23 protein-coding genes are annotated in these 23,831 nt (G+C 67.1%); 14 read left to right on the forward strand and 9 right to left on the reverse strand.

Annotated features, from left to right (window positions below):
- The first annotated feature begins 236 nt into the window (after positions 1-236).
- The 6 genes from QMK22_RS17210 (at position 237) to QMK22_RS17235 (ending at position 7,450) form a co-directional block, all read left to right on the forward strand.
- Positions 237-1,556: a sensor histidine kinase gene (locus tag QMK22_RS17210; protein ID WP_283498881.1), complete on the forward strand. Its 1,320-nt coding sequence runs from the start codon at positions 237-239 to the stop codon at positions 1,554-1,556.
- Complete coding sequence (locus QMK22_RS17215; RefSeq protein ID WP_283498882.1) at positions 1,553-3,001, forward strand: hypothetical protein; 1,449 nt, start codon at positions 1,553-1,555, stop codon at positions 2,999-3,001. The genes QMK22_RS17210 and QMK22_RS17215 overlap by 4 nt, the downstream gene beginning before the upstream one ends.
- On the forward strand, positions 3,001-3,630 hold the full coding sequence (locus tag QMK22_RS17220) for a thymidine kinase (RefSeq protein ID WP_283498883.1): 630 nt from the start codon (positions 3,001-3,003) through the stop codon (positions 3,628-3,630). The genes QMK22_RS17215 and QMK22_RS17220 overlap by 1 nt, the downstream gene beginning before the upstream one ends.
- A gap of 104 nt (positions 3,631-3,734) precedes the next feature.
- Positions 3,735-4,388, forward strand: a complete 654-nt coding sequence (locus QMK22_RS17225) for a response regulator transcription factor (protein ID WP_283498884.1) — start codon at positions 3,735-3,737, stop codon at positions 4,386-4,388.
- Entirely contained in the window at positions 4,388-6,715 is a 2,328-nt protein-coding gene (locus QMK22_RS17230) for a sensor histidine kinase (RefSeq protein WP_283498885.1), read from the forward strand. The genes QMK22_RS17225 and QMK22_RS17230 overlap by 1 nt, the downstream gene beginning before the upstream one ends.
- A gap of 189 nt (positions 6,716-6,904) precedes the next feature.
- Positions 6,905-7,450: a sortase gene (locus tag QMK22_RS17235; RefSeq protein ID WP_283498886.1), complete on the forward strand. Its 546-nt coding sequence runs from the start codon at positions 6,905-6,907 to the stop codon at positions 7,448-7,450.
- 118 nt (positions 7,451-7,568) lie between these two features.
- Here QMK22_RS17235 and QMK22_RS17240 read toward each other — a convergent pair whose 3' ends face one another.
- On the reverse strand, positions 7,569-7,877 hold the full coding sequence (locus tag QMK22_RS17240; RefSeq protein ID WP_283498887.1) for a DUF7882 family protein: 309 nt from the start codon (positions 7,875-7,877) through the stop codon (positions 7,569-7,571).
- Between the two features lie 186 nt (positions 7,878-8,063).
- Entirely contained in the window at positions 8,064-8,801 is a 738-nt protein-coding gene (locus QMK22_RS17245) for a CPBP family glutamic-type intramembrane protease (RefSeq protein ID WP_283498888.1), read from the reverse strand.
- Positions 8,802-8,951: 150 nt separating this feature from the next.
- Here QMK22_RS17245 and QMK22_RS17250 point away from each other — a divergent pair, with 150 nt between their 5' ends.
- From QMK22_RS17250 to QMK22_RS17275, 6 genes are all read left to right on the forward strand, one after another.
- A complete protein-coding gene (locus QMK22_RS17250; RefSeq protein ID WP_283498889.1) occupies positions 8,952-10,385 on the forward strand; it encodes a tyrosine-protein kinase domain-containing protein in 1,434 nt (477 codons plus the stop codon).
- A gap of 30 nt (positions 10,386-10,415) precedes the next feature.
- Positions 10,416-12,203, forward strand: a complete 1,788-nt coding sequence (locus tag QMK22_RS17255; protein ID WP_283498890.1) for a DUF4012 domain-containing protein — start codon at positions 10,416-10,418, stop codon at positions 12,201-12,203.
- A 48-nt stretch (positions 12,204-12,251) separates the two neighbouring features.
- Positions 12,252-12,773 (forward strand): hypothetical protein, encoded by a 522-nt coding sequence (locus QMK22_RS17260; protein ID WP_283498891.1) that lies wholly within the window; start codon positions 12,252-12,254, stop codon positions 12,771-12,773.
- 115 nt (positions 12,774-12,888) lie between these two features.
- The gene (locus QMK22_RS17265; protein ID WP_283498892.1) at positions 12,889-14,325 is read left to right on the forward strand and encodes a tyrosine-protein kinase domain-containing protein; all 1,437 of its coding nucleotides are present in this window, start codon (positions 12,889-12,891) and stop codon (positions 14,323-14,325) included.
- On the forward strand, positions 14,322-14,993 hold the full coding sequence (locus tag QMK22_RS17270) for an arsenate reductase/protein-tyrosine-phosphatase family protein (protein ID WP_283498893.1): 672 nt from the start codon (positions 14,322-14,324) through the stop codon (positions 14,991-14,993). The genes QMK22_RS17265 and QMK22_RS17270 overlap by 4 nt, the downstream gene beginning before the upstream one ends.
- A 1-nt stretch (position 14,994) precedes the next feature.
- On the forward strand, positions 14,995-16,008 hold the full coding sequence (locus QMK22_RS17275) for a hypothetical protein (protein WP_283498894.1): 1,014 nt from the start codon (positions 14,995-14,997) through the stop codon (positions 16,006-16,008).
- Here the strand turns inward: QMK22_RS17275 and QMK22_RS17280 are convergent.
- From QMK22_RS17280 to QMK22_RS17310, 7 genes are read right to left on the reverse strand one after another with little or no spacing between them, the layout of a single operon-like run.
- Positions 16,005-16,832, reverse strand: a complete 828-nt coding sequence (locus QMK22_RS17280) for a sugar phosphate isomerase/epimerase family protein (RefSeq protein ID WP_283498895.1) — start codon at positions 16,830-16,832, stop codon at positions 16,005-16,007. The two genes, QMK22_RS17275 and QMK22_RS17280, sit on opposite strands and share 4 nt — an antisense overlap.
- Positions 16,829-17,578: an SDR family NAD(P)-dependent oxidoreductase gene (locus tag QMK22_RS17285; protein WP_283498896.1), complete on the reverse strand. Its 750-nt coding sequence runs from the start codon at positions 17,576-17,578 to the stop codon at positions 16,829-16,831. The genes QMK22_RS17280 and QMK22_RS17285 overlap by 4 nt, the downstream gene beginning before the upstream one ends.
- 3 nt (positions 17,579-17,581) lie before the next feature.
- Entirely contained in the window at positions 17,582-18,580 is a 999-nt protein-coding gene (locus QMK22_RS17290; protein WP_283498897.1) for an ABC transporter substrate-binding protein, read from the reverse strand.
- Positions 18,577-19,452, reverse strand: coding sequence for an ABC transporter permease (locus QMK22_RS17295; RefSeq protein ID WP_283498898.1), 876 nt, complete (start codon positions 19,450-19,452; stop codon positions 18,577-18,579). The genes QMK22_RS17290 and QMK22_RS17295 overlap by 4 nt, the downstream gene beginning before the upstream one ends.
- The gene (locus QMK22_RS17300; protein ID WP_283498899.1) at positions 19,449-20,237 is read right to left on the reverse strand and encodes an ABC transporter ATP-binding protein; all 789 of its coding nucleotides are present in this window, start codon (positions 20,235-20,237) and stop codon (positions 19,449-19,451) included. The genes QMK22_RS17295 and QMK22_RS17300 overlap by 4 nt, the downstream gene beginning before the upstream one ends.
- A 43-nt stretch (positions 20,238-20,280) precedes the next feature.
- A complete protein-coding gene (locus QMK22_RS17305) occupies positions 20,281-21,102 on the reverse strand; it encodes an NAD-dependent epimerase/dehydratase family protein (RefSeq protein ID WP_283498900.1) in 822 nt (273 codons plus the stop codon).
- The gene (locus QMK22_RS17310; RefSeq protein WP_283498901.1) at positions 21,102-22,349 is read right to left on the reverse strand and encodes an FAD-dependent oxidoreductase; all 1,248 of its coding nucleotides are present in this window, start codon (positions 22,347-22,349) and stop codon (positions 21,102-21,104) included. Before QMK22_RS17310 ends, QMK22_RS17305 begins: the two co-directional genes overlap by 1 nt.
- Before the next feature lie 123 nt (positions 22,350-22,472).
- Between QMK22_RS17310 and QMK22_RS17315 the strand changes: the two genes are divergently transcribed.
- A complete protein-coding gene (locus QMK22_RS17315) occupies positions 22,473-23,369 on the forward strand; it encodes a LysR family transcriptional regulator (RefSeq protein WP_283498902.1) in 897 nt (298 codons plus the stop codon).
- 79 nt (positions 23,370-23,448) lie between these two features.
- Positions 23,449-23,778 (forward strand): hypothetical protein, encoded by a 330-nt coding sequence (locus QMK22_RS17320; RefSeq protein ID WP_283498903.1) that lies wholly within the window; start codon positions 23,449-23,451, stop codon positions 23,776-23,778.
- Positions 23,779-23,831: the final 53 nt, after the last annotated feature.

Raw genomic sequence — 23,831 nt, forward strand, 5'->3', positions numbered from 1 at the left:
ATCTAGCCCCCACCCTGTTCTGACCGGCCCGGCCGCACCCAGCCGCACCCAGCCGCACCCAGCCGCACCCAGCCGCCCCGCCCCGCCCCGCCGCGCCCGGCCCGGCCGCGTCGCGCACCGCCGCCCGCGCACCCCGCGCACCCAGCCGTCCCGCCCCGCGCACCCCCGCGCACCCAGCCGTCCCGCCCCGCGCACCGCCGCCCGCACCCCGGTGGCATACTGGATCAGGGGGAAAAATGTCTCTAGGGTTACCCGGCCATCTGGTCCAGCTGACGCTCGCGCGCGCGCTCGCGCGGGCCGCGCACTGGTTTGCGCTCACCTGTCTGACGGCCGCGGTCGTGTCGGTGAGTGTGCTGACCTTGGCGCGCAGCCCCCAACTCTGGGTCACGGTCATCGTGGTGATCGTCATGGCCAGCCTGCTCATTCTCTTCACCCGGCACCGCCGAATCGGGTTCGCCGTCGCTTATCTGGTGGTGGGAACGCTCGGTGTGTACGTCTTCACCGCGACCGTGCTCGGTGTGCCCGACGTATTCCCCGCGTCGAATATGTTTCTCGTCGCCCTGCCCAAGATGGCGCTCGTCATGGTCGGCGGCGCCGGATCCACCGCCCTGGCCGGCGTTCTCTGGAGCACCGCGGCCTACCTGCTGGCCGAGGCCGCCGCCCTGCTCGCGATTCTTGGCATGGCGGTGCCGTACCGGCCCGACCTGTTCACCCTCTCAACCTTCCTCATGCTCGTGGGTGTCATGGTGCTCGCGGGCATCGACCGTCGCGCGAGCAACGCCGCCCAGCCCGCCGTGCACCGCGCAGTGCAAGACGGCGCCAACCGACAGCTGCGCGACGCTCTCGACACCCGCGCCATCGCGCTGCTCAACGACACGACCGTCACGCAGTTGGTCGCCCTCTCGCTCGCCGAACCCGGCGAGCTGTCGCCCGGGCTGCGCGCCAGCCTGAACTACACCCTGACCACCCTGCACAACACCAACTGGCTCACCGACATCGATGCCCGAAGCGCCACTGCCGGCCGGCCCGATAGCCTTGAACCCAGCCCCAATACCGCGACCCCCGGCACGCCCGCGAGCGAGGCCTGGCAATCGAGCGCCGTGTTCACTGCCGTCGAACGCGGTCGCGGTCGCGGCCTCGTCGTCGCGGTCACCGGTGACACCGAGGCCCTCACCCGACTCGATGCCGGCAGCGACCGCGACGTTGGACTGGCCGTGCAACAGTGTCTGGTCAACGTCATCCTGCACGCCGGGATCGCCTCGGCCGAGGTCGCGATCGAATCCGACGCCGCCACCGTGTCGATTCTCGTGACGGATGCCGGGCGTGGCTTCACCGAGTCGGAATCCGCCTCCGACCGGCTGGGTCTCCGGCAGTCGGTGCGGCGCCGCATCGAACAACTCGGCGGATCCGTGGTCATCTGGAGTCGTCCCGGCGCTGGTGCGAGCGTGCGGCTCACCGTGCCGGCTGCCACGCACCCCTCCCCGAAAGTGCCCACTCGCCCCGTGCGCACGTCGCGCCAGGCCCCGCAGAGTCGCCCGAATCGAAAGTTCCGATGACCCGCGCCACCCCCACTCCGCGGCGGCCGCGCGCGCCGGCATCCGCTTCGCAGCAGCGCCTCGACCCGATCGGTGGCCTCGCAGCCTGGCCGCTCGCCCCGGTCGTGGCCGTCATTGTCGTGACCTACGCCATCGTGGCTACCGTCTCCCGGCCGCACGAGATCGCGATCATCGAGCTCGCCGCTGCGGCCGTCGCCGCGCTCATGATTGCCGCCGCCGTGCTGGTCTGGTCGGCTCGGCCCGATCTGGCACCCTTCACCCGCGCCCGGGCCATGGTCATCGTGGGCCTCGGCATTATTGCGCACCTGTTCGCCGCGGCGAGCACCTGGCAGTTCAACGGCATGATTCAAGACGACTTCGCGCCGATGGGCCTGGGGCTGTTGCTTCTGGCACTGGCACCGTTTCGGCCGTGGAAAGAGATCCTCGTGCTCGGCGTCTCAGCCGCCCTGGTGGTCGGCGTCACGGCCGTCGCCCAATCGCCGTTCCTCGGCATCCAGACGCCGCCCGTGCTGTTCGCGATCATCGCCATGACGCAGGTGCTGGCGCCTACCCTGGCCGGTGCCGCTTACTCGCGCCAGGTCGTCAACTCCATTCACCGCTGGCAAACGGATGCCCGCCGCGCCATCCGCACGCGCACCGAAGCCAGTCGCGGCCTCCTCGCGCAATCCGTGGTGGACAATCGGCTGACCAACCTCGGTGCCGATGTGCTGCCCTTTCTGGCCGACGTCCTTCAGCGGGGATCGCTGACCGCCGCCGACGTGAAACGCGCCCGCTCCCTCGCGTTTCAGGTGCGCCGGGTGCTCGTGGCCGAGGTCGACCACACCTGGCTCGACGACCTCATCGACCGCGAGCGGGCCAGCCTCACCGCGCGTGGCCTCACGCCGCTCTGCGTCATCGCCGACCCCGAACGCCGCGCGACCGGATTCGACTCCGACCAGCGGGCCGCCGTCGGCGCCCTGATCGTGGCCCTCTGCACCCTCAAGGGCTTCGACCCTACGAGCCTCGTCGTGCAGATCGACGGATCCGGTGCGGCACCGGCCGACACCGACCAGATCACTCAGGCGTTCGGGCAGCGCGGCGCCCGGCCCATGCCGGCCACCGACACCACGACCCTCGCCATCGTCACCGCCGCCGAGGCCCAGGCCGCGGCCCTCGCTCGGGCGCAGGCCCGCGCGCAGGCTCAGGTGGAGGCGGCCACCGCGCCGCGCCCCACTCGCAGCAGCAGCGATCCGCGCGCCGTCTCGCCGCGCGCCGTCGACACCATCACCATTCAGGCGGGCATCTCCCTCCCGCCGTTTCAGCGGCGCCGTGCCCTGCGCCCCTACCTCAGCGTGCTGCGGGCCGTGTTCACCGGGGTGCGCGTGACGAGCCGGCATCCGCTGCTCACGCTAGAATTTGACGCTGAACGTGGTCAGGCTGTGGCCCCCAGAACCAAAGGCGCATAATGGCGAAACTGTACTTTCGATACGGCGCCATGAACAGCGGCAAAAGCACGTCGATGTTGCAGGCGGCATACAACTATGAGGAGCGCGGGCATCACGTGCTGCTCGCCAAGCCGGCCGTTGATACCAAGGGCGACCGCGGCATCCTCTCCCGTCTCGGCGTGGCCCGGGCCGTCGATTTCTTGCTTACCCCGCAAACGGATGCCTTCGCCCTGTTTCAGCAGCACCGCCTTCGAGTGCTGCACCGGTTCGGCCAGGACGTGAGCGCCCTGTTGCTCGATGAGGCCCAGTTTCTCACCGAAACCCAGGTGGATGACCTACTGCGCATCGCCATCCTGGAGAACGTGCCCGTGCTGGCCTACGGTATCCGCACCGACTTTCAGACCGTGGCTTTTCCCGGAAGTCGCCGCCTGCTCGAGGTGGCGCACAGCCTCGAAGAACTCAAAACCATCTGTCGGTGCGGGCGCAAGGCCGTTTTCAACGGGCGCAAGATCGACGGCGACTACGTCTTCGATGGCGACCAGGTAGCCATCGACGGCGCCGAGGTGACCTACGAGTCGCTCTGCGGCAGCTGCTACCTCGAGGAGAGCCACGGCGTGCTCAACAACCGCAGTCGACCCACAACCGGGTAAAACCGCCGCGTCGTTTGTTCGGCGCTACGATGGAAAATAACATTCCACCCCAATGCGGGGGAGTAAGCGTCCCTCCGTTCCCGTGTGACATTAGGGTAAAACCCATGTATCACTTTCGCGTGGCCCTCATTGACGATCATGAGATCGTCGCGCGCGGCTTCGCCGAATTGTTCTCCACCATTCCGGAGATCGAAGTCGCGGCCACGGTCGCCACGGTCACCGAATTGCTGGAGTGCACGCCGCACGGCGAGCGCATCGACCTGGTCATCCTCGATCTGCGTCTCTCCGATGCGTCCACGGTCACGAGCAACGTCGACCGCCTACGCGCACGCGGTGCGGCCGTGCTCGCCTTCACCGGCGGTGACGATGCCCAGCTGATGCGTGCGGCGGCCCGCGCCGGTGTGCTCGGAGTTGTGCGCAAGTCCGAGCCGACCGCCGTGCTGCTCGACGCCATCACCCGGGCTGCCCGCGGTGAGGTCATCGCCTCCACCGACTGGGCCGCTGCCCTCGACGGCGACCCCGACCTCGCCGATGCCGGACTCAGCCCGCGGGAGCGCGAGGTGCTCTCGCTCTACGCGGCCGGAGCGAAAGCGCCCCTCGTGGCCTCCCGCACCGCGCTCTCCGAGGCCACGGTCATCGACTATATCCGCCGCGTACGCTCCAAATATGAGCGCGTCGGTCGGCCCGCCAGCACCAAAATCGACCTGTACAAGCGCGCCCTGGAAGACGGCATCCTGCCCGTTCCCGGCCGTAGCTGATGCTCACGACCCAAACGGATGCCCCGAGCCAGGTGCATGCCGCCGCCAGCGACGTGCGCGACAACGTGTCAGCGACCGAACGCCTCACCCGCACCCTCTATCTCGGGGTCGGTGCCACCGCCCTGATCTTTGGTGTGCTCTCCCTGGACGCGTTCCTGCGCCAGCGCTCGTCGCCATTCCCGGTCGGCGCCTCCTTCGTCTGGCTCGCGCTCGTGGGGTTGCCGGCGGTCCTCGGATTTCTGTCTCATGTTCTCTCGCTGCGCGTTCTGCGGCGCATCGCCATCACCGAGGGCGGCGTCTTTCTTTTTATTCTCAGCTGGTGGTTGTTCATGCGGTTCCAGCCGCTGCCGGTCGGTGACGATAGCCCCTGGGTGCTCACGCTCGCCGGAATACCGACCGTCACGATCGCCATCATCGCGCGACCCTGGACCGCGCGCAGCTACGCCGTTCTGGCTTCCGTCGCGAGCGGGCTGATTCGCGCCGCCGCGTCGACCGAGCCCGACGCGGCACTCGTCGGGCTTCAGGCGGGGCTGTACATGCTCTTGCTGTCCAGCGTTCTGGTGGGGCTGACCCTCACGATTCGGCGCAGCGCCGCCCGGGTAGATCGGGAGGAGTACATTCGGCGGGCCGCTGAATCCGAGCAGGCCGCGCGCAGCGCTCGTGGCGCGGAACGACGCACCATCAACGCCCTCGTGCACGACAGCGTGCTCTCTACGCTGCTGATGGCGGGCCTGAACCGGGCCTCGCCCATCGTCATTGCCCGACAGGCGCGCTCCACGATCGACCAACTCGACGCTGTCGGCGAGCAGTCCCGACCGTTCGCCGCGACCGGGGCAGATTTCGCCAGTCGACTGCAGCAGCAGTGTGAACGCATCGCGGTGCAGGTGCACTTCACCATTCTGCGCAATGAACTGCGGTCGATCCCGGCCCCGGTCATGTTGGCGCTGCTGGGTGCAGCGGGGGAGGCCCTGCGCAATTCGGTGGCCTCGGGCGGGATCGGCCATGCTCATGAGGTGAATCGCCGGGTCACCCTCAGCGCCGACCAGGGCACGATTCACCTCGCTATCACCGATGACGGAGTGGGCTTCAACCCGGCCACGGTGCCCGAGCACCGACTGGGAATCGCCGAAAGCATCGTTGGTCGCATGCACCGCGTGGCAGGTGGGAACGCCGTTATCACCAGCCGGCCCGGGCACGGAGCGTCGGTTGACCTGTTCTGGACACGACCGGTTACGGCGGCGGGCAACGAGCCCGCGGTCGTCAACGCGGAGACAACCCTGCTCGCCCGCATACCCGGGGCCGAGCCCGGCCCGCAGTCGTTCTCCGCGTCGCTCGGTCTGTCGGTGCCCCTGGCGCGGAGCGTGGTTGTGCTCTTCATCCTCGTGCACGCGGTTCTTTTCGCCGCCAATTCCGATCGCATTACGCTGTTGCCGCTGGGCCTGTTCGCCTTTCTGGCGCTCTCGATCGCTGCGATTTTGGTCACCGGTTATGCCGCCGATCCGATACCCCTCGCTCGCACCGTGACGGTTCTTTCACTGTGCACGGTCGCCGCCGGTCTCATGTACTTTCACATTCCCAGCGGAAATGTGGGGCCGTTCGCGCACTGGCACCTGGGCGGAATTACCCTGGTGCTCCTGGTGCTGGTGGCCCGCGGTCGCGCCGGGTGGGCATGGGCGGGGTACGCCGTGATGGCCCTCAGTACCATCGGTTTCGCCGTGCATACCGGACTCAACATCGGTGACGGCGTTATCCTCGTGAGTCCGCACGCGGGCACCTTGCTCGTGGGCACACTCTTCGTGGTGGCCCTGCGACACTCATCCCGCAACCTCGTCGACCTGCAGCGTGACCAGGCCCAGCGCGCGAAGTCTGCGGCCGGCACCGATGCGACCGCCACCGAGCGGCGGGTGCAACTGCAGCGGTTGACGGCCATGGTGCGCCCCTCCCTCGAACTGCTCACCAGTACCGACGCGGTATCGCACGGTCAACGCGCCGAGTTTTTGCTGGTCGAAGCGAGCCTGCGCGATGCCATCCGGGCACGCTGCCTGTTTGTCGAACCCGTGATCGGCGCGGCCCGGGCGGCGCGAGCGCGTGGCGTTCAGGTTGTGTTGCTCGACGACAGCGGCGACCGGCGGCCGGCATCCGTCACGGTGACAGCAGAGATTGTGGGCGGCGAGCTCGACCGGCTGTCGAACGGGCGGCTCACCGTGCGGGTGCAGCCGCCGGGGCGACCGGAATTCGCCACGATCATCGTGGAGACGACGGAGAATCTCGCCACGGTGAGTCGGTTGCTGCTCATTGCCCGCGACGGCACCGTGCGCGAAATTTAGACTCGTGGTCTACAGCAGCCACCCCCAGTTCGAGGGGCATCGCGGCGGTTTGCGGGAGTTGCGGGCAAAACCATCTATGTATTGCCCCGTCCGCGCGCTAGCGTGGGTGTCACCTAGGTATTTCATGACGATGTGCCGGGACGCGCCGACTTCGCGCAGCAACCATCTAGTACCAGGGGGACCCTCACTATGTTCAAGAAAAGCTTGGCCACCGCCGCACTCGCCGTCATCGCAGTTTTCGCCTTCGCACCGGCCGCCAACGCCGTCGACTATGTCGCCGACACCCTGACCACTGTCTCCGACTCCACACCAGCTCCCGGCGAGGCCGTCACCGTTGCCTTCGCTGCAACAGCATTCGGCGCCGGCGAAGCGGTCACTTTCTCCGCTGAAGGAACGCCCGCTGCCACGCTGAGCGTCGTCAAGGCCGCCGTCTCCAACACCGTCACCAAGACGGCCACCGCCGCGGGTGCGGTCTCCGTTGTGGTCACCGTACCGACCGACGCCACGGGCGCCTACACCGTGACCGGAACCGGAACCTCCGGCACGGTCGGAACCGCTGTTCTGACCGTCGTCGCAGCGGATGCCGGTGCCCCCATCGCCGTGGACAACGGCCTCGCAACCACCGGCTACAACGCTCCGGTGCTCGTCATCTGGGGTGCCGCTGGCGTACTCGTGCTCGGCGTGGCCCTGCTGCTCGTGCGCATCTCAGTTCGCCGCCAGCACGCTGCTGCGTAACTAGCTTTCCCGAGTAGCCCCTGGCCGCTCGCGCAAACGCCCCGACTGCCTCCGGTGTCGGGGCGTTTTGTGTACCCGGAGGGTGGCGGGCGCACAAGAGCGCAGCGGCCGGCAGTGGCTACAGAGAGTTCGGCGGCGGCTCGAATATGACCTGCAGCCCGGACGCAGAGTTGGCCGAGAGCGACAATGCTTCGATCCACTCCCGATTGAGCGTGGGTACCTTGCTGCCGAAATACTTATACGACAAAGAAATGCCCGGGTGAATCCACACCGTGCTGCGGCCACCGCCCGTGAGTGCGTCGTCCCGCCAGGAAAAGTAGAACGATTCGCCGCGGCGAAGCTTGGCACCGACGACGAGTTGAATGTGCGCCAAAAGGCGATCATCGAAGTCGGCCGTGAGGTAGGAATCGTAGGTTAACTTGCCCATTATGTCGCCTCTTCGTTCGCACGGCGCACAGGCGAGCGGTCGAGCCGACTCGCGGAAAGCCTCGCGTGATTCTCGCTGGTTTGTCAGCGGGTAAGTGCTGATGCGCCGAGCCTACTCACCCGCTGGAGAAGCCACCCACCCGACGGCCGCCCCAAATGAGGGCACAAATGACAATGGCTCACCTGGCTAGACAAATGCGGGCAGGATGACCAGCGCGTTGAACGTGACGTGCGCAATGATCGCCCCGCCGATGCGCCCGGTGGCCAGTGCCAGCCAGGCCGTGGCCAGTCCCACGACCAGGGTCGCGCTCCCCACCACAAGAACCGTCGTGGTGTTGCTGAGGCTGAGGGCCATGAGGTGCAACAGTGCAAAGGTCAGCCCGCTCACGCCCACGGCAATCGGTGCGGCCGCCCACGTCGCACGGTGGGCCATCGTTTGGCCGTGCACCGCGCGCAGCACGAGACCGCGAAAGAACACTTCTTCAATGACGGGCGCGAGCAGCACCGGTGCGAGCAGTGTTCCGAACACCCACCAGGCGTCATAGACGGTCTCGCCGAGTTGCACTCCGGTCGAACCGACCCCGCCGTAGCCCCAGATTTCAATCAGGCTCGCCACGGTACGCGCCAGCAGCCCCACGCCGAGCCCCCAGATCAGATCGATCGGCCGCAGGGTGAGCCGCAGGCCGCGCACCCAGAAGGCCGCACCCGGCCTCCCGCCCGCCACCACGACGGCGGCGACGAGGGGCACCCACACGCAGAGATAGCCGAGCAGCAGGGCCAGCCGTTGGTCGTTGAAACCGGCCGATCCCACCACAACGATGAGCACCATCGCCACGCTCATGCCGACGGCGGCGGGCGCCAGCGCCGACCCCGCGACCAGCGGCCGAACCTCAACCGTTCCGGTCGCCTCCGTTGATATACCCATAGGAATAAACTAGCCAACTACCCACACTCGGTCAGACCCGGCGACCAAAGTTCGATACCCTCAGACGAGGGGAACCGCACGATCGTGCGGTGCTACACGCGCTGCGCATCGAATGCATTCCCGTTCAACATCTGAGGGGAACGCCGTCGAATGGAACTTCGCGACTACATTCGCATTCTGCGCAAGAGCTGGGTGCTCATTGTGCTCTGCACCCTCGTGGCCGTGGGTGCAGCGTCCGCTTATTCCATCGTGCAAACGCCGCAGTACAGCGCCACCTCCAAGGTGTTCGTCTCGACGCAGTCCAGTGGCTCCACCTCTGATCTGGCCCAGGGCAACAGTTTCTCGGTAGCCCGGGTAAAGACCTATTCAGCCCTCGTGACCACCCCCATCGTTCTGCTGCCGGTCGTGGCCACCCTCAACCTCGGCATCACGGCCGATGAACTCGCCGCCCGGGTTGCCGCCTCCGCCCCGCTTGACACCTCGATCATCGACATCACCGTGACCGATACCGATCCCGTGCGCGCCGCCGACACGGCCAACGCCATCTCGGCCAGCCTCACGCTGATCGTCGAAGACATTGAAACTCCGGTCTCCGTCGATGCCGCCTCGCCGGTCAAACTCACCCGTGCACAGGAGGCCACCGTGCCGACCGTACCGGTGAGCCCGAACGTGCCGCTCAACATCGCCCTCGGCGCCCTCGTGGGGCTGGCCCTCGGCGTGGGCATCGCCGTGCTGCGCGAAACGCTCGAAACGCGCATCCGCAATACCCGCGATGTGGAACAGCTCACCGACCTGCCGATTCTGGGCGGCATCGTGTTCGACCCGAAGGCCAAAGACCGGCCGTTGATCGTGCACGTCGACCCGCGCAGCCCCCGCGCGGAGTCGTTTCGCACCCTGCGCACCAACCTGCAATACCTCGACGTGGGCCGCACCGATCGTTCCTTCGTGATTACCTCGTCGATTGAAAGCGAGGGCAAGAGCACGACCGGTGCCAACCTGGCCATTGCGCTGGCCGATGCCGGGTCGCGCGTGTTGCTCGTCGACGCCGACCTGCGCCGCCCCAAGATCGCCGATTACATGGACCTCGAGGGTTCGGTCGGCCTCACCGACGTGCTCGTGGGTCGGGCCGATCTGGCCGACGTGATTCAGCCATGGGGCAAGGCCCAGCTGTTCGTGCTGCCGGCCGGGCACGTGCCGCCGAACCCGAGCGAACTACTCGGCTCCACGCGCATGACCCAGCTCATTGCCGAATTCAACCGGGCGTTCGACGTGGTCATCTTCGACTCGCCCCCGCTGCTGCCGGTAACGGATGCCGCCATTCTCGCCAAGAGCGTGGGCGGTGCCCTCATCGTGGTGGCCGCCGGTCGCACGCACAAGAACCAGCTGAAGGGCGCGATCGCGGCGCTCGACAACGTGGGGGCGCCGGTCTCCGGCCTTGTGCTCACCATGCTGCCGACCAAGGGCCCCGACGCCTACGGTTACGGACACTACGGGTACGGCTACGGTTACGGCGACGTGACTGTTCCGGGCATCGTCCCCGCCGGTGTTGCGGACCGCGTCCGCGGCTCGCGCGCGAAGTCCTGACCCGTTGCGGCGCTCTGCTTGAATAGGGCAATGTCAACTTCACACTCGCACGCCGCACGGCCGAAGCGCTCGCGCAGAATCATCGGCCTGGTCGTGCTGGGTGTGCTGGTCGTCGTGATCGCCGCAACGGCCTGGGTGGGGGTGCGCGGCCTGCAGGCCAAAGACGCCCTGCAGAGCGCGGTGCCGCTCGCCGGCACCATCAAGGAGCAGATCGTGGCCGGCGACTCCGCGGGCGCGGCAACGACCGCCGGCAAACTCGCCGACTACGCCCAGACGGCTCGATCGCGCACCAGCGACCCGGTGTGGCGAACCTTCGAGCTGCTGCCCTTTCTGGGACCGAACCTGCAGGCCGTGCGTGAGCTGGCCGCGGTGGTCGATGACGTGGCCGCGAACGCCGTCACCCCGCTCGCCGAGCTCGCCGGCACGCTCGACCTGACTGATTTCAAACCGGTCGACGGCAAGATCGCGCTGCAACCCCTTCTCGACGCGCAGCCGCCGGTCGCCGCGGCCACTGCGGCGCTGTCGCGGGCCGCCACAGCGGTCACGGCCATTCAAACCGCCGACGTGCTCGAGGTCGTGCGCAGCGCCGTCACCCAGCTGCAAACCGTCACCGTTGACACTGCCCTCACTCTCGACGGCATGAACCGCGCGGTCACCGTGCTGCCGGCCATGCTCGGCGCCGACTCACCCCGCGATTACCTGCTGCTCTTTCAGAATCCGGCCGAACTGCGCTCCACCGGTGGCATCCCCGGAGCCCTGGCCCTGCTGCACACCGACGCCGGCAGCATCGAACTCACCCAGCAGGCCACGTCGAGCTCGTTTCCGCAGTACCCGGCTCCGGTGCTGCCGCTCGGCGATGACATTCGCAGCATTTTCGGCGACAACACCGGGCAGTTCATTCAAAACGTCACCATGGCACCCGATTTCGCCCAGAGCGGTGCTCTGGCCCGCGAGATGTGGCGACTCGAATTCGGGGTCGAGGTCGACGGCGTGCTGTCGGTCGATCCGGTCGCGCTGAGCTACCTGCTGGAGGCGACCGGCCCGATCACCCTGGCCACCGGTGACGAGCTCACCGCCGACAACGCCGTGCAACTGCTGCTGAGTGAGGTCTACGCGCGCTACGAGGTGCCGGCGCAGCAGGACGCCTTCTTCGCCGCGGCAGCAGCTGCCGTGTTCGACAGAGTCAAGGGCGGACAAGCCGACCCGACCAAGCTCATCTCCGCCCTGGCCCGGGCCGGCGCCGAAAACCGGGTTTTGGTCTGGAACGTCAACGAAACCGAGCAGGCCGTTCTCGAAGACACCACCCTCGCCGGGGCCCGCCCGGTCAGCGACAGCTCCACCAACCGCTTCGGCCTGTACTTCAACGACGGCACCGGCGCGAAAATGGACCTGTACCTCGACGTGCAGACCGCTCTCGGCCAGCAGACCTGCCGCAAAGACCGGCGCCCGCAGTATTCGCTCGAGGTCACCCTCACCAATACCGCCCCAGCGGATGCCGCCACGAGCCTGCCCGCCTACGTCACCGGCGGCCAAGCCTTCGGGGTACCGCTCGGCAGCGTGAAAACCCTGCTGTCGGCCTATGGCACTCCCGAGCTGCAAGATCTCGGAGTCACCCGCGATGGTGCCACGGTGCCGTATCATCCGGCGACCGATGCCACCTACCCGGTGAGCACCATCGGCATCGAACTGGCGCCCGGCGACAGCACCGTGCTGCGCTTCAACTGGCTCGGTGCCGGGCCCTTCAATGGCGACCTCGAACTGCGCAGCACCCCGCTCATCGCCCTGCACCCGGCCACCCAACTAGACTTCAGTTGTTAGGGCTCGCCTCGGCGAGCTAATTCTGCGTCACCTCGGGGGAACCACACTTTGCTCAAGAAAATTCTCGCCACACTCACGATCGCTCTCGGCATCCTGCTCGCCGTGCCGATGGCCGCGCATGCTGCCGGCTATGTGGCCGCAGACCTCATCTCGGTCAGTGGCGATCAGCAGGCCGGCGGCAAGGTCAGTGTTGCGTTCGCCGACGGTGCCTTCGAAAACTCCGAGCGCGTTTCGGTGGCCGTCACCGGCGAGGGCGAGGTGACGTTCGGTGCTGTACGGGCGGCCACTGTTGACGCCGTGCGGTCGGCGACCAACGTCGGTGCGCTCAACCTCACGGTGGTGCTGCCAACGGATGCCACCGGCTCCTATACGCTCACCGCCACGGGCCTGAGCTCGCAGAGCGTGGGCACTGTCACCATCACAGTCGTTTCCGCCGACGGCTCGGCGACCTTGCCGTCTGCCGGCTTTGGCGTGCCGACGTTCGTGCTCTACTCCGCCGCGGCGGCGCTCCTGCTGGGGGCGATGCTCGTGTTCGCACGCCGCCGGTCGACCCGCACCACGAACGCCTAAGTCGCCGAGAGAACAATCCGAACCCCCTGATTACGGGGCAGACGAGCGGCCCGGTGCCGGCCGATCTGTGGGAAACTCCTGAGAGCACTTCTGTACTGCAACGAAAGGTCGCTACGTGGAACTCCGCGACTACATTCGCATCCTGCGCAAGAGCTGGATTCTGATCGTGGCGCTGACGCTCGTGGCTGTCGCCGCAGCATCCGTTTTCTCGATTGTAAAGACGCCCACGTTTAGTGCCATGTCCAAAGTTTTCGTGTCGACACAATCCAGCGGCACCACCTCGGACCTGGTGCAGGGCAATAGCTTCACGGTGGCTCGGGTGAAGACCTATTCCGAACTGGCGCCCACACCGCTCGTGCTGCTGCCGGTCATTGCGAGCCTGCAGCTTGACGTGTCGGCGGCGGACCTGGCGAAGAGCATCGCGGTCTCGGCCCCGCTCGACACCTCGATCATCGATATCACGGTGACCGACGCCGACCCGGTTCGCGCGGCCGATATCGCCAATGCTGTGTCGCAGAGCCTCACCGAGACGGTGCAGCAGATCGAGCAGACCAACGATGCCGGTGCGACCGCGCCGGTCAAGCTCACCCGGGTGCAGGTGGCTACAGTGCCGACCACGCCGGTGAGCCCGAACGTGCCGCTGAATATCGCGCTCGGCGCACTCGTGGGGCTCGCCCTCGGAGTTGGCCTGGCCGTGCTGCGCGAAACGCTCGACACCCGCATTCGCAGCCAGCGCGATGTGGAACAGGTCACCGAGCTGCCCGTCATCGGCGGCATCGTGTTCGACCCGAAAGCCCCCGATCGCCCGCTGATCGTGCACGCTGACCCGCGCAGCCCGCGCGCCGAGTCCTTTCGCACGCTGCGCACCAACCTGCAGTACCTCGATTTGGGCCGCGCTGACCGTTCGTTCGTCGTGACCTCCTCCATTGGCAGCGAGGGCAAAAGCACCACGAGCGCCAACCTGGCCATTGCCCTGGCTGACGCCGGCGCCCGCGTGCTGCTCGTGGACGCCGATCTGCGTCGCCCGAAGATCGCCGAATACATGAGCATCGAGGGCGCTGTCGGCCTCACCGACGTTCTGATCGGGCGGGCCGAGCTGGCCGACGTCATTCAGCCGTGGGGCCGCGGGCAGCTGTTCGTGCTGCCGGCCGGCCACATTCCGCCCAACCCGAGCGAGCTGCTCGGTTCCACGAGCATGGCCACACTCATTGCGGAGTTCAACCGCACCTTCGATGTCGTCATCTTCGACTCGCCCCCGTTGCTGCCCGTGACGGATGCCGCCATCCTCGCCAAGAGCGTGGGCGGCGCCATCCTCATCGTCGCCGCCGGTCGCACCCAGAAGAACCAGCTCAAGGGCGCCCTCGCAGCGTTGCAGAGCGTCGGTGCGCCCATCAGCGGGCTCGTCCTGACCATGCTGCAGACCAAGGGGCCAGACGCCTACGGCTACGGTCACTACGGGCAGTACGGTTATGGTCAGACCTACGGTGACGTCCAGCCTGAACCTGCGATCGTCGCCCCGTCCTACTCCCGACGATCGAGAGCCCAAGCATGAGCGTTCCCCGCATTCTCCTGGTTTGCACCGGCAACATCTGCCGGTCGCCCCTCGCCGAGCAGCTGCTGCGAGCCCGTATGGAGGCGCTCGGTGTGCGGGCTGAGGTGTCCAGCGCCGGAACCCGGGCCATGGTGGCCAGCGCGATGACGGCCGAGGCCGCCGCGCTCTCGCTGCAGCATGGCGCACCCTCCACCGAACATGCGGCCCGGCAGCTCACCGAGGGCCTGGTTCGCGACGCCGACCTGGTGCTCACCGCCACGCGGGACCACCGCCGTGAGGTCGTCACCCTGCTGCCCAAAGCCACCCGCTACACCTTCACCCTCAACCAGTTCGCACGTCTCCTGGCCGCGCCCCCCGCCCTTGCTCAGTCACCGGGCCCGGGCCCGGAAACCGGGCCCACGATAGATCATGGGCCCGGTAGCACAAGGTGGGCCCCGAGAGCGGATGCGCCGGCACCAGCGCAGCCGCCGGCATCCGCTTTCGCAGACTTCATCGCCTCGATCGCGGCCACGCGCGGCCTGCACCCCTCGCCGACCCCGCCCGCCCTGGACGATATCGACGACCCGTACCGGCAGTCGGCGGCCGTCTATACGCGCGTCGCGGCGATCATCGACGACTCGGTCACCTCGATCGCGGCGGCGCTGGCCCCCGTGCTGGGTCAGCACTGATATGCGCCGTTTTCACCGTTCGACCCCGCGCGACGCCTCGCGAAACCGACTGTGGGTGTTCATCGCCGTCGGATTGTTTCTGCTGGTCGACGTCTACCTCGTCTCCACCGCCCTCACGTCGTCCCGGGCCGACAACAGCCTGCCCGCCGCCACAACGGTCGCGACCCTTGCGGCCACCCCGACGCCCAGCCCCACAGCCTCAGCGGCGGCGGCCGTCGTCGTGAGCCCCGTGCCGGCCACGCGCATCCTCGCCGCCGTATCGGCAACGGTTGCCTGGCGTGCGGTCAGCGGCATCTGCCCCGACCCGCTCGCCGCGCCCGAGGTGAGCACCGATGCCGGCGCCACCTGGACGTCGACCGACGCCAACCGGCCCACCGAGGTCACCGCGCTACAGAGCATCAGCGCGAGCAACGGCTCGGTCGCCGAGTTCGTGGGATTCGCCCAGAGTGACTGTTCCGCCCAGGTCGTGCGCACCTTCGTCGGCGGCGACAACTACTCCTCGCTGAAGGACGCGGCCGACACCGCCTGGTACGTCGACCCCGCCAATCGCGCCGAGGTACACGGTCCCAACGGCTTGCAGCCGGCTCCGTGCGACGCCGTCGTCGCCCTCGCGCCGGGCTCTGGCGATGAAGCCGCCGTGCTGTGCGCCGACGCGAACGTCTTCGCCACAACGGATGCCGCCGCCACCTGGTCAGCACCGCTCGCCGTTCCCGGCGCACTCACCCTCACGGTAACCCCCGACGGCTACCTGGCCCTGGCCGCCGGAGCCGCCGACGCCCAGCCGATCGCCGGCGCTGATACCGATACCAGCTGCCTCGGCCTGAGCGTCATCGACCTCAGCGCAGCGACCGACACCGGTGATCTGACCGCCACGACCACCGGATGCTACGACACCGCCGAAGCGCCCGCCACCCTGGCCGGCAACGTTGCCGTAGCGGTCGCCGACGACACCCTCTGGCTCTGGATCGGCGACGCCACCGTGCGTTCCACCGACGCCGGCCAGACCTGGCTCTAGTTCGCGGCCGCCAGAAAACCCCACTCGCGCAGCAGCCGGGCGTTGTGCGCGAGCGTCTCGTCGCACGGGCGGTCGGTGCTGAGATCCTCCAGCGAGACCCACCCGGCATAGCCGGTCGTCTCCAACAGCTGCAGAAAAGAGCGGATGTCCAGCATCCCCGCATCCAGCGGCGCCCAGTAATACTCCCACTCACCTGCAACGGATCGCCACGCGGCATTCTTCAGGTGCACGTGTGCAAGATAGGGCCCCAGAACCCCCAGCCCCACTCGCGGATCCTCATATCCCTCGACCACCAGGTTGCCCACGTCGTAGATCACACCGATGGCCGCGGGGTCGAGGCCGTGCACGAGCCGCTCGGCCATCGTGGCGCTCGCGCACAGGCTGCGCTGGTGCATTTCGAGCAGCCCGCGCACGCCGTAGCGCAGGCTCACCCGCTCCACCTGCTCGAAGTACGCGCGCCCCTCGGCGAACAGCGTGGCGAAACCGCGGTCATCGACCGAGGGCGAACGCAGCCGAATCCCGCTCACCCCGGCCTCCGCGGCGAATCGGGCGACGCGTTCGAAGCCGTCGATATCGCCCACCTCCAGATACGGCGCGAGCCCCACGGTTTCCAGGCTCGACGCGGCACCGAGCGCGCGCACCGTGGCGGGCGTGTCGTGTGCCGGGTCGATGGTGCAGCGGTTGTTGCCGGTGAACGACACCGTTCCCGTGCTGAGCGGCGCATAGCGCCACTCGATGGCGCCGAACCCGAGCCGGCTCACGAGCTGAGCGCCCGCGGCCGGCGTGTGGGTGGGCAGCGACAGCGTGTAGACGCTGAACTTCATGGCATCGGGGGCAGTTGCAGCCCGCCGCACACGTGCAGCACCTCACCGGTGATGAACGACGAGTCGCTTCCGGCGAGAAAGGCCACGCTGGTGGCGATTTCGCGCACGTCGGGTGCCCGGCCGAGCGCAGACAGGGCCGCTTGCCGCCCCTGAAAATCGGCCAGCGCGGCGGCCGAACGGGAGCCGGTCGTGAACGCGGTCTCGACCGCGCTCGGTGCGACGGCGTTCACCCGCACACCAAGCGGGCCGAATTCAAACGCGGCCGCGTGGGTGAGCCCCACGAGTCCGGCCTTCGCCGCCACGTAGGCGGCCGGCCCGCCCGTAGCCCAGACCCGGGAGGCCACGTTCACGATTGAACCGCCGGTGCCCTGAGCCGCGAAGACCCGGGCCACCGCTTGAATCAACAGCATCGGTGCCCGCAGGTTGATGGCGAGAACCTGATCCCATTCCAAAACGGTCACGTCGACGAGCCGGGCTGAGGAGGGCAGCGCGGCATTGTTGACCAGGCAGTCCAGGTGTCCCGCCGCGTGCACGAGTTCAGTGAGCTGCTCGGGGTCAGCGAGGTCAGCGCTGATCGCCGAGAACACACCGGGGTGGTGGTCACGGGAGAGCTCAGCGACGAGCCCGTTCAGGTCAACGCCGGGGCGATCGGTCAGCACCAGCGACCATCCGCGGGAGGCGAGCTCGCCCGCAATGGCCGAGCCCAGCCCCCCGGCAGCTCCGGTGATCAGAGCGACGGGGGGCATCGGTTAGGAGTTCTGCGAGAACGTGGCGTCCACGTAATCGGCTTCGGGAATCGGGTCGGTGTAGATGATCGAGCCCAGTTCCATCCACATCCGCTCCATCGACGCGAGCTGCGCGGGCAGCGGTGCGAGGTCGGGCAGCCAACGGTACAGCGGCACAGCAGCGACCTGTTCGGCCGTCTGGCCGGTGGCGGCGGCAATGATGCCGAGGTTCTCGTCGGTGTAGCGGTCGTCACCCTGCAGGTCCTGGGCACCGTGCGCCAGGGCCGTGAAGAACTTCTGGGCCAGATCCGACGACGCGAAGTCGCCGCCGTAGATCACTCCGGTGCCGGAGGTTCCGGCCGGTGTGCTCCACAGGTTCACGGCCGTACCGTCGTCAACGGGCATGTTCCAGAACGGTGCCGAGGCGAACGCGGCGTCCACGCTGCCGTTGGCCACGGCCGTGGGCATGTCCGGGTTGCCGAGGGTGACCAGTTCCACGTCGGTGATCGACAGGCCGGCTTCTTCGAGCGCCATGCCCACGTAGAACGCTCCGGTTCCGCCGGCGCCTCCCGCTACGGCAACTTTGCGCCCCTTCAGGTCGGCAACGGTGCTGATCGTGCCGTCATCAACGAGCTTCTTCGACGCGATGAGCGCCGAGGGCGGTTCTTCTTCGTCTCCGGCGGAGACGCCCATCGAGCCGACGACCTTCACGTCGAGGCCCGTTTCGACCGCGCTGAACATTCCGGCCGAGAAGCCGGCCACCACTACGTCGAGCTTGCCGCTCGCGGCGAGCGGAATGGCATCCTGGCCGGATTTGATGGCTTCAAGCTTGATCTGGATTCCCTCATCCGCGAAGTAGCCCTTGGCGTCGGCGACATACAGCGGGGAGAAGATCGCCAGCTGCACGTGCCCCACGTTCACCGTCTGCAATCCCTCCGACGTTTCGGGGGCATCCGTTGCGGCACACCCCGACAACGCCAGGCCGACGAGCGACATTGCTGCGACGATTCTCAGTTTTTTCATTTCTTCGATTCCTTTTTCTTGGGGCTGTTCGAGTTGCGCCAGGGCAGGAGCACTCGTTCCAGCACGATAATGAGCCCGGTGACGAGCGCGCCGATCACCGAGACGACGATCAGGCCGACGAACATCGTGGCCGGCTGAAACAGCTGCCAGGAGTTCCAAATGAGGTAGCCAAGACCGTTGTTCGAGGCCACGAACTCCACCGCGGTGACGACGATCACCGACATGCCGGCGGCAACGCGCAGCCCGGTCATGATCGACGGCGCGGCGGCCGGCAGCAGTACGTCGATAAACAAGCGGATGCCGGTGGCCTTGTAAGCGCGGGCCGATTCCAGAATGCGGGAGTCGATCTGCATGATGCCGGCCAGGGTATTGATCTGCACCACGAAGAAGACCGAGATAGCCACGGCGAGAATCTTCGGGGTCTCGGTGAGGCCGAAGATGAGCAGCAACAACGGCAGGATGGCGATCTTCGGCAGCGCGTACAGCGCCGTGAAGGTGGGGCTTAGCGCGGCGCGAATCGGCCGCACGACGCCCATGATCAGACCGGCGAACACGCCGAGAATCGAGCCGGCGATGAAGCCGAAGACCAGACGACCGACCGTGGCCCAGATGTGCACGGCGAGCGAACCGTCGGCCACCATTTCAGCGCCACGTACGGCGATGGCGCTGGGCGGGCTGAACAGGCGTGCGTCGAGCACTCCGGTGTCTGCGGCGAGTTCCCAGAGCGCGAGCAGCACGATCGGGGTGAGAATGGCCAGGCCAACGTCGCGGGCGCGCAAGCGTTGTTCCCGTTTGAATTCCTGATCAATCGCGTGGTCCAGTTCGGTGGCGCGTTGCGTGGCGTTCTTGGCGGCGTTCTCGGTGACGGTCATTTGAAGCTCATCGAGGCTTGAACCTCATCGCGCAGCGATTCCCAAATATCTTGTTTCATGCGGGCAAACTCCGGGGTAGCTTCCATGGCGACGCTGCGCGGTCGACCGAACGGCACGTCGATGATCTCTTTCACGCGGCCCGGCCGGGCCGACATTACGACGATCTGGTCGCCGAGCAGCAGGGCTTCCTCAATCGAGTGGGTGACGAGCACCACCGTTTTGCGTTCCACCTCCCACAGACGCACCAGCTGTTCCTGCATGAGAATGCGGGTCTGGGCGTCGAGGGCACCGAGCGGTTCGTCCATGAGCAGCGACGGCGAGCCGGTGGCGAAGGCGCGGGCGATGGCGATGCGCTGCCGCATCCCGCCCGACAGCTGGTGCGGGTACGCGTCTTCGAATCCGGTCAGACCCACTTCGGCGATCCAGTTTCGGGCTTCGCTCTCGCGTTCCTTCTTCGGCACCGAAGCCATCTTCTGGCCGAATGCCACGTTTTCCAGCACGTTGAACCACGGAAACACGCCGTGGTCCTGAAACACGAACGCTGAGCGGGGCACGCGGGTCTTCTCGAAGTTGACCTGCACGGTGCCGGAGGTCGCCGTCTCGAGTTCACCCAGAATGCGCAACAGGGTGGACTTGCCGCATCCGCTCGGCCCGACGATGCAGGTGAACGAGCCCTTTTTCAGATTGAGATTGATATCGCTGAGGGCGTGAACTTGGCCCGATCCGCCAAACACCTTCGAGAGGTGTCGCACGATGAAGGCGTCATTGCCCGGTATGTCAGTCATTGCAGGTCCTGTCTGTATTGATGATCTCGATGCGGGCGCGGCGCTAGCCGGTGAAAAGCGGAGGGTGGCTCGAGCTGAACACGCCGCCGATGTAGGCACGGTCCCAGTCGGAAGCCAAGAGTGACGGGTCAGTGTCACCGGCCGTAAACATCGCTTCGGCGAAACGTTCTGCATCGTCCTCGGCTCTAAAGCCTATGGCAGCGCCGCCCTCCGCCGAGAGATATCCCCGGGTGTTGGCCGAAACGCCCCAGATTGTGCGAAAGCCCGGGTGACTCGTCTGCAGACAGGCGTCGAACAGGCGCACGGCATCGGCGGGGGAGAGCCAGGTGCTCAGCGTGCGTTCGCCGGTCGGCTCGGCGAAGCGTGACGCGATCCGCAGGCAGATCACGTCGAGCCCGAACCGGTCGTGGTAGAGGCTGCCGAGCGCTTCAACCGCCGCCTTCGAGACGCCGTAGAAGGTGTTCGGGCGCACGCGCACGTCGTCGGGCACGAGTGTGCCGTCGGTCGGCACCGACACGTATCCGGTGGCATGGATGCTGCTGGCCAGCACCACCCGCTGAATCCCGAGTTGCTCCGCTGTGTGCAGCACCGCCTCGGTGCCGTCGATGTTCGCGTGCAGGATGTCGGCCCAGTCGGCCTCCAACGGAATCCCGGCCAGGTGAATGACCGCGTCGCATTCGCGCATCGCTTCCAGCAGCGCGGCCCGGTCGTTCACCGGGCAGCTCACGAACTCGCAGCCGAACGTGTCGCGCGGTGCACGCTGGTCGATGCCCACGATGGTGTGGCCGCGCGCCAGTAGGCCCGGAATGATATCGGCCGCGAGCGATCCGGCGGCCCCCGTGAGGGCGATGCGGTAAACGGTCATCAGATCAATGCTCCCTGGTTCTCCAGCAACGCGCGCACGCGGGCGTAGTCGTGGGTGCCGCCTGCGGCGTAGACCGCGGCGGCGACGCCGCAGGCATGCCCCGTGGCGAAGGACGTGCCCATCACGCGGAGTGAGGCGTAGGCGCGGTTGTCACTGCAGGTCAGGCGTCCGCCGGCCCACAGGTTGTCGGTGCTGTCGGAGCAGATCGCGCCGTAGGGCACGTGGTACCAGCCCTTGTCGGCGATTCCGCCGTATTCGGTGGTGCCGACGACGACGTGATCCTCCATCGGCCATCCTCCGCGGGCGATCGCGTCGCTGGCGTCTTTGTGTCCGTTCGACACGTCGTCGGTGGTCACCGTCTGGCGACCGCGCAGTCGGCGGGTCTCACGAATGCCCAGTTGCGGACCGGTGGACGCGAGAAAACTGTTCTCCCAGCCGGCCAGGGACTGCTGAAAGGCCGCGAGGTACTGCCAGCTGAGGCGTCGGGAGTGCACCTCGGCGGCGGTGTGGTCGAGCACGTCGAGGGCATCGCCGTGATGATCGGCGATGAGCAGCATCACCTCGCGTGAGAGTGGCATGCGCACGGCGATTCCGTTCGAGCGCACCAGGGCCATCTCAGAGCGGGGACGGTAGGCATCCACTGCCCGCGTCATGCCGGCCATCGAGAGATCGGCGTCTTCGCTCACGGAACCGACCCGCATCACCAGCGTGCTGGCCTGCCGTTCGTCGGGTGCCGACACGATCGCGCCGGCACCGGCTGCGTCGATGAGGGCGCCGTCGCCGCTGCAATCCACGAACGCGCGCGCTCGGATGGTTTCAATGCCGCCGCGGTGCACGACGTCGACGGCCGTGATCTTTCCGTCGACCAGGGTGGCCGAAATGAGCTGGCTGTGCAGCAGCAGGTGCACGCCGGCGGCCGTGATGAGATCGTCGTAGACGCTCTTGGTGGTCTCCAGATCGAGCAGCACAATCGTGTTGCCTGTCTCCGGCACCGTCTGGGTCTGGTAAATGTCGCGGTTACGCAGCTGGTCGAGCACCTGCTGGCCGACACCGGCCACCACCGGGTTTTTGTTCTGGTCGAAGAATCCGCACAGGGTCAATACCGAGCTCGTGGTTGCGGCGCCACCGAGAAATCCATACTTTTCGACCAGGCAAACGGATGCCCCGGCGCGTGCCGCACCGATGGCCGCGGCGATCCCCGCGGAGCCGCCGCCGATGACAACCACATCGAATTCGGTTTCAGCCATTACGAATACACCAGCGCTTTCAGATTCACATCGTTGTGACGGAAGTTGCCGTCAGAACGAGTGTGCTCGATCCGCAGCTATACGTAAAATGCCTATCAGGCACCGGTGCGATACCCTGAGGTTATGGAACTTCGTCACCTCAGATACTTCTCGAAGGTCGCGTCTTTGCGCTCGGTCAGCCAGGCTGCGCTCGCGCTGAACATCACCCAGCCGGCCCTGAGCCGCCAGATCAAAGATCTGGAACGCTCGCTCGGCTACGTATTGTTCGACCGCACCCCGCGCGGCGTCACCCTCACGGCCGCTGGCGCTGGGTTGTTTGCGCACTGTGAGACCGTCTTTGCGCAGGTCGAGCGCATTCCCGAGGTCCTGCGCACCGCCGCGCAGAATCGGGTGATGTTGCACGTCGGTGTGCCGCAAGGGCTGCCCTACGACTGGTTTCTGGGTCTGTTGCGCGCGGTCGACGGTCACGTTCCCACGATCGCGCTCACGCTGCACGAGGCCACGACCGATGAGCAGTGGCAGATGCTGCAGAGCAAACTCGTCGACGTGGCGCTCATTCACCGCGAGGCGCCCGAAGCCGGCGGATCACTGCTGCTCATGAAACAGGAGATCGGCGTCGCCGTCACGGCGGACTCGCCCCTGGCGCATCTCCCGCAGGTCGGCTTCGCGCAACTCGACGGCCTCTCGGTGATGGCGCACGCGGTCGGCGAGATCGCAACGCAGGAGATTCGGTTGCGCGCCGCGGCGACGGCCGCCGGGGTCACCATGCAGTGGGTGTTTCGCCGCTTCAGCGAGCACAGCGGGCTCATCGCGCTCACCGCCAAAGTGGATGCCGTGCTCCTCACCCAGTCGTCGGCCGCCCGTCATCTGCCCGATTGGGTCTGGATTCCGGTGCGTGCCGAACGCGATCCGAGCTTCGACCTCGCCATCAGCACCTGGGCCACCTGGAACGAGCCGCACACGTCGCACGTGGAGTCCCTGCTGGCCGTGATGCGTTCCGAGGCCCGGCCGAACGGCTGATCCGGCACCCGCCGCATCGACTTCTCCACAGATCGCCAAAATCTCTCAAAGTGACCGAACGCGGGACTAGTCTCACCCCATGGACGATATGAACGATAACGTCGCGTGGGTTTTTCAAAAGAAAGACGTGGCCCAGCCGCGTCTCTGCCCCGAGTGTGGCACCGCGATGCAGGTGTCTTGGCACGGTGACTCCTACGATTACGGCTGTGTCAACCTTGGCTGTGCATTGTTGTACTACGGCCCGCCCTATACCGAGGCGGAGCTGGCCTATGACGGTGAGCTCATGCTCGGCCCGCCCAACTGCCCGCGCTGTCTCATCCAAATGGATGTCGTGGCTGACGGCGACGAGTGGCGCTTCGCCTGCAACCAAGCCGGATGCGACGGCATCTGGCCCCCCGCCGGCTCCTAGCCTCCCGCGCCCCCGCGCCCCCGCCCCGCCGCCCCCGCCGCCCCTGGTCGAGG

The organism is Cryobacterium sp. PH29-G1 (genome assembly GCF_030063365.1).
Classification (GTDB): Bacteria; Actinomycetota; Actinomycetes; order Actinomycetales; family Microbacteriaceae; genus Cryobacterium.

What these genes read in the sequence shown, in the direction of transcription:
- QMK22_RS17210 (WP_283498881.1), top strand. Translation starts at nt 237, where the DNA reads ATGTCTCTAGGGTTACCCGGCCATCTGGTCCAGCTGACGCTCGCGCGC.
- QMK22_RS17215 (WP_283498882.1), top strand. Translation starts at nt 1,553, where the DNA reads ATGACCCGCGCCACCCCCACTCCGCGGCGGCCGCGCGCGCCGGCATCC.
- QMK22_RS17220 (WP_283498883.1), top strand. Translation starts at nt 3,001, where the DNA reads ATGGCGAAACTGTACTTTCGATACGGCGCCATGAACAGCGGCAAAAGC.
- QMK22_RS17225 (WP_283498884.1), top strand. Translation starts at nt 3,735, where the DNA reads ATGTATCACTTTCGCGTGGCCCTCATTGACGATCATGAGATCGTCGCG.
- QMK22_RS17230 (WP_283498885.1), top strand. Translation starts at nt 4,388, where the DNA reads ATGCTCACGACCCAAACGGATGCCCCGAGCCAGGTGCATGCCGCCGCC.
- QMK22_RS17235 (WP_283498886.1), top strand. Translation starts at nt 6,905, where the DNA reads ATGTTCAAGAAAAGCTTGGCCACCGCCGCACTCGCCGTCATCGCAGTT.
- QMK22_RS17240 (WP_283498887.1), bottom strand. Translation starts at nt 7,877, where the DNA reads ATGGGCAAGTTAACCTACGATTCCTACCTCACGGCCGACTTCGATGAT.
- QMK22_RS17245 (WP_283498888.1), bottom strand. Translation starts at nt 8,801, where the DNA reads ATGGGTATATCAACGGAGGCGACCGGAACGGTTGAGGTTCGGCCGCTG.
- QMK22_RS17250 (WP_283498889.1), top strand. Translation starts at nt 8,952, where the DNA reads ATGGAACTTCGCGACTACATTCGCATTCTGCGCAAGAGCTGGGTGCTC.
- QMK22_RS17255 (WP_283498890.1), top strand. Translation starts at nt 10,416, where the DNA reads ATGTCAACTTCACACTCGCACGCCGCACGGCCGAAGCGCTCGCGCAGA.
- QMK22_RS17270 (WP_283498893.1), top strand. Translation starts at nt 14,322, where the DNA reads ATGAGCGTTCCCCGCATTCTCCTGGTTTGCACCGGCAACATCTGCCGG.
- QMK22_RS17275 (WP_283498894.1), top strand. Translation starts at nt 14,995, where the DNA reads ATGCGCCGTTTTCACCGTTCGACCCCGCGCGACGCCTCGCGAAACCGA.
- QMK22_RS17280 (WP_283498895.1), bottom strand. Translation starts at nt 16,832, where the DNA reads ATGAAGTTCAGCGTCTACACGCTGTCGCTGCCCACCCACACGCCGGCC.
- QMK22_RS17285 (WP_283498896.1), bottom strand. Translation starts at nt 17,578, where the DNA reads ATGCCCCCCGTCGCTCTGATCACCGGAGCTGCCGGGGGGCTGGGCTCG.
- QMK22_RS17290 (WP_283498897.1), bottom strand. Translation starts at nt 18,580, where the DNA reads ATGAAAAAACTGAGAATCGTCGCAGCAATGTCGCTCGTCGGCCTGGCG.
- QMK22_RS17295 (WP_283498898.1), bottom strand. Translation starts at nt 19,452, where the DNA reads ATGACCGTCACCGAGAACGCCGCCAAGAACGCCACGCAACGCGCCACC.
- QMK22_RS17300 (WP_283498899.1), bottom strand. Translation starts at nt 20,237, where the DNA reads ATGACTGACATACCGGGCAATGACGCCTTCATCGTGCGACACCTCTCG.
- QMK22_RS17305 (WP_283498900.1), bottom strand. Translation starts at nt 21,102, where the DNA reads ATGACCGTTTACCGCATCGCCCTCACGGGGGCCGCCGGATCGCTCGCG.
- QMK22_RS17310 (WP_283498901.1), bottom strand. Translation starts at nt 22,349, where the DNA reads ATGGCTGAAACCGAATTCGATGTGGTTGTCATCGGCGGCGGCTCCGCG.
- QMK22_RS17315 (WP_283498902.1), top strand. Translation starts at nt 22,473, where the DNA reads ATGGAACTTCGTCACCTCAGATACTTCTCGAAGGTCGCGTCTTTGCGC.
- QMK22_RS17320 (WP_283498903.1), top strand. Translation starts at nt 23,449, where the DNA reads ATGGACGATATGAACGATAACGTCGCGTGGGTTTTTCAAAAGAAAGAC.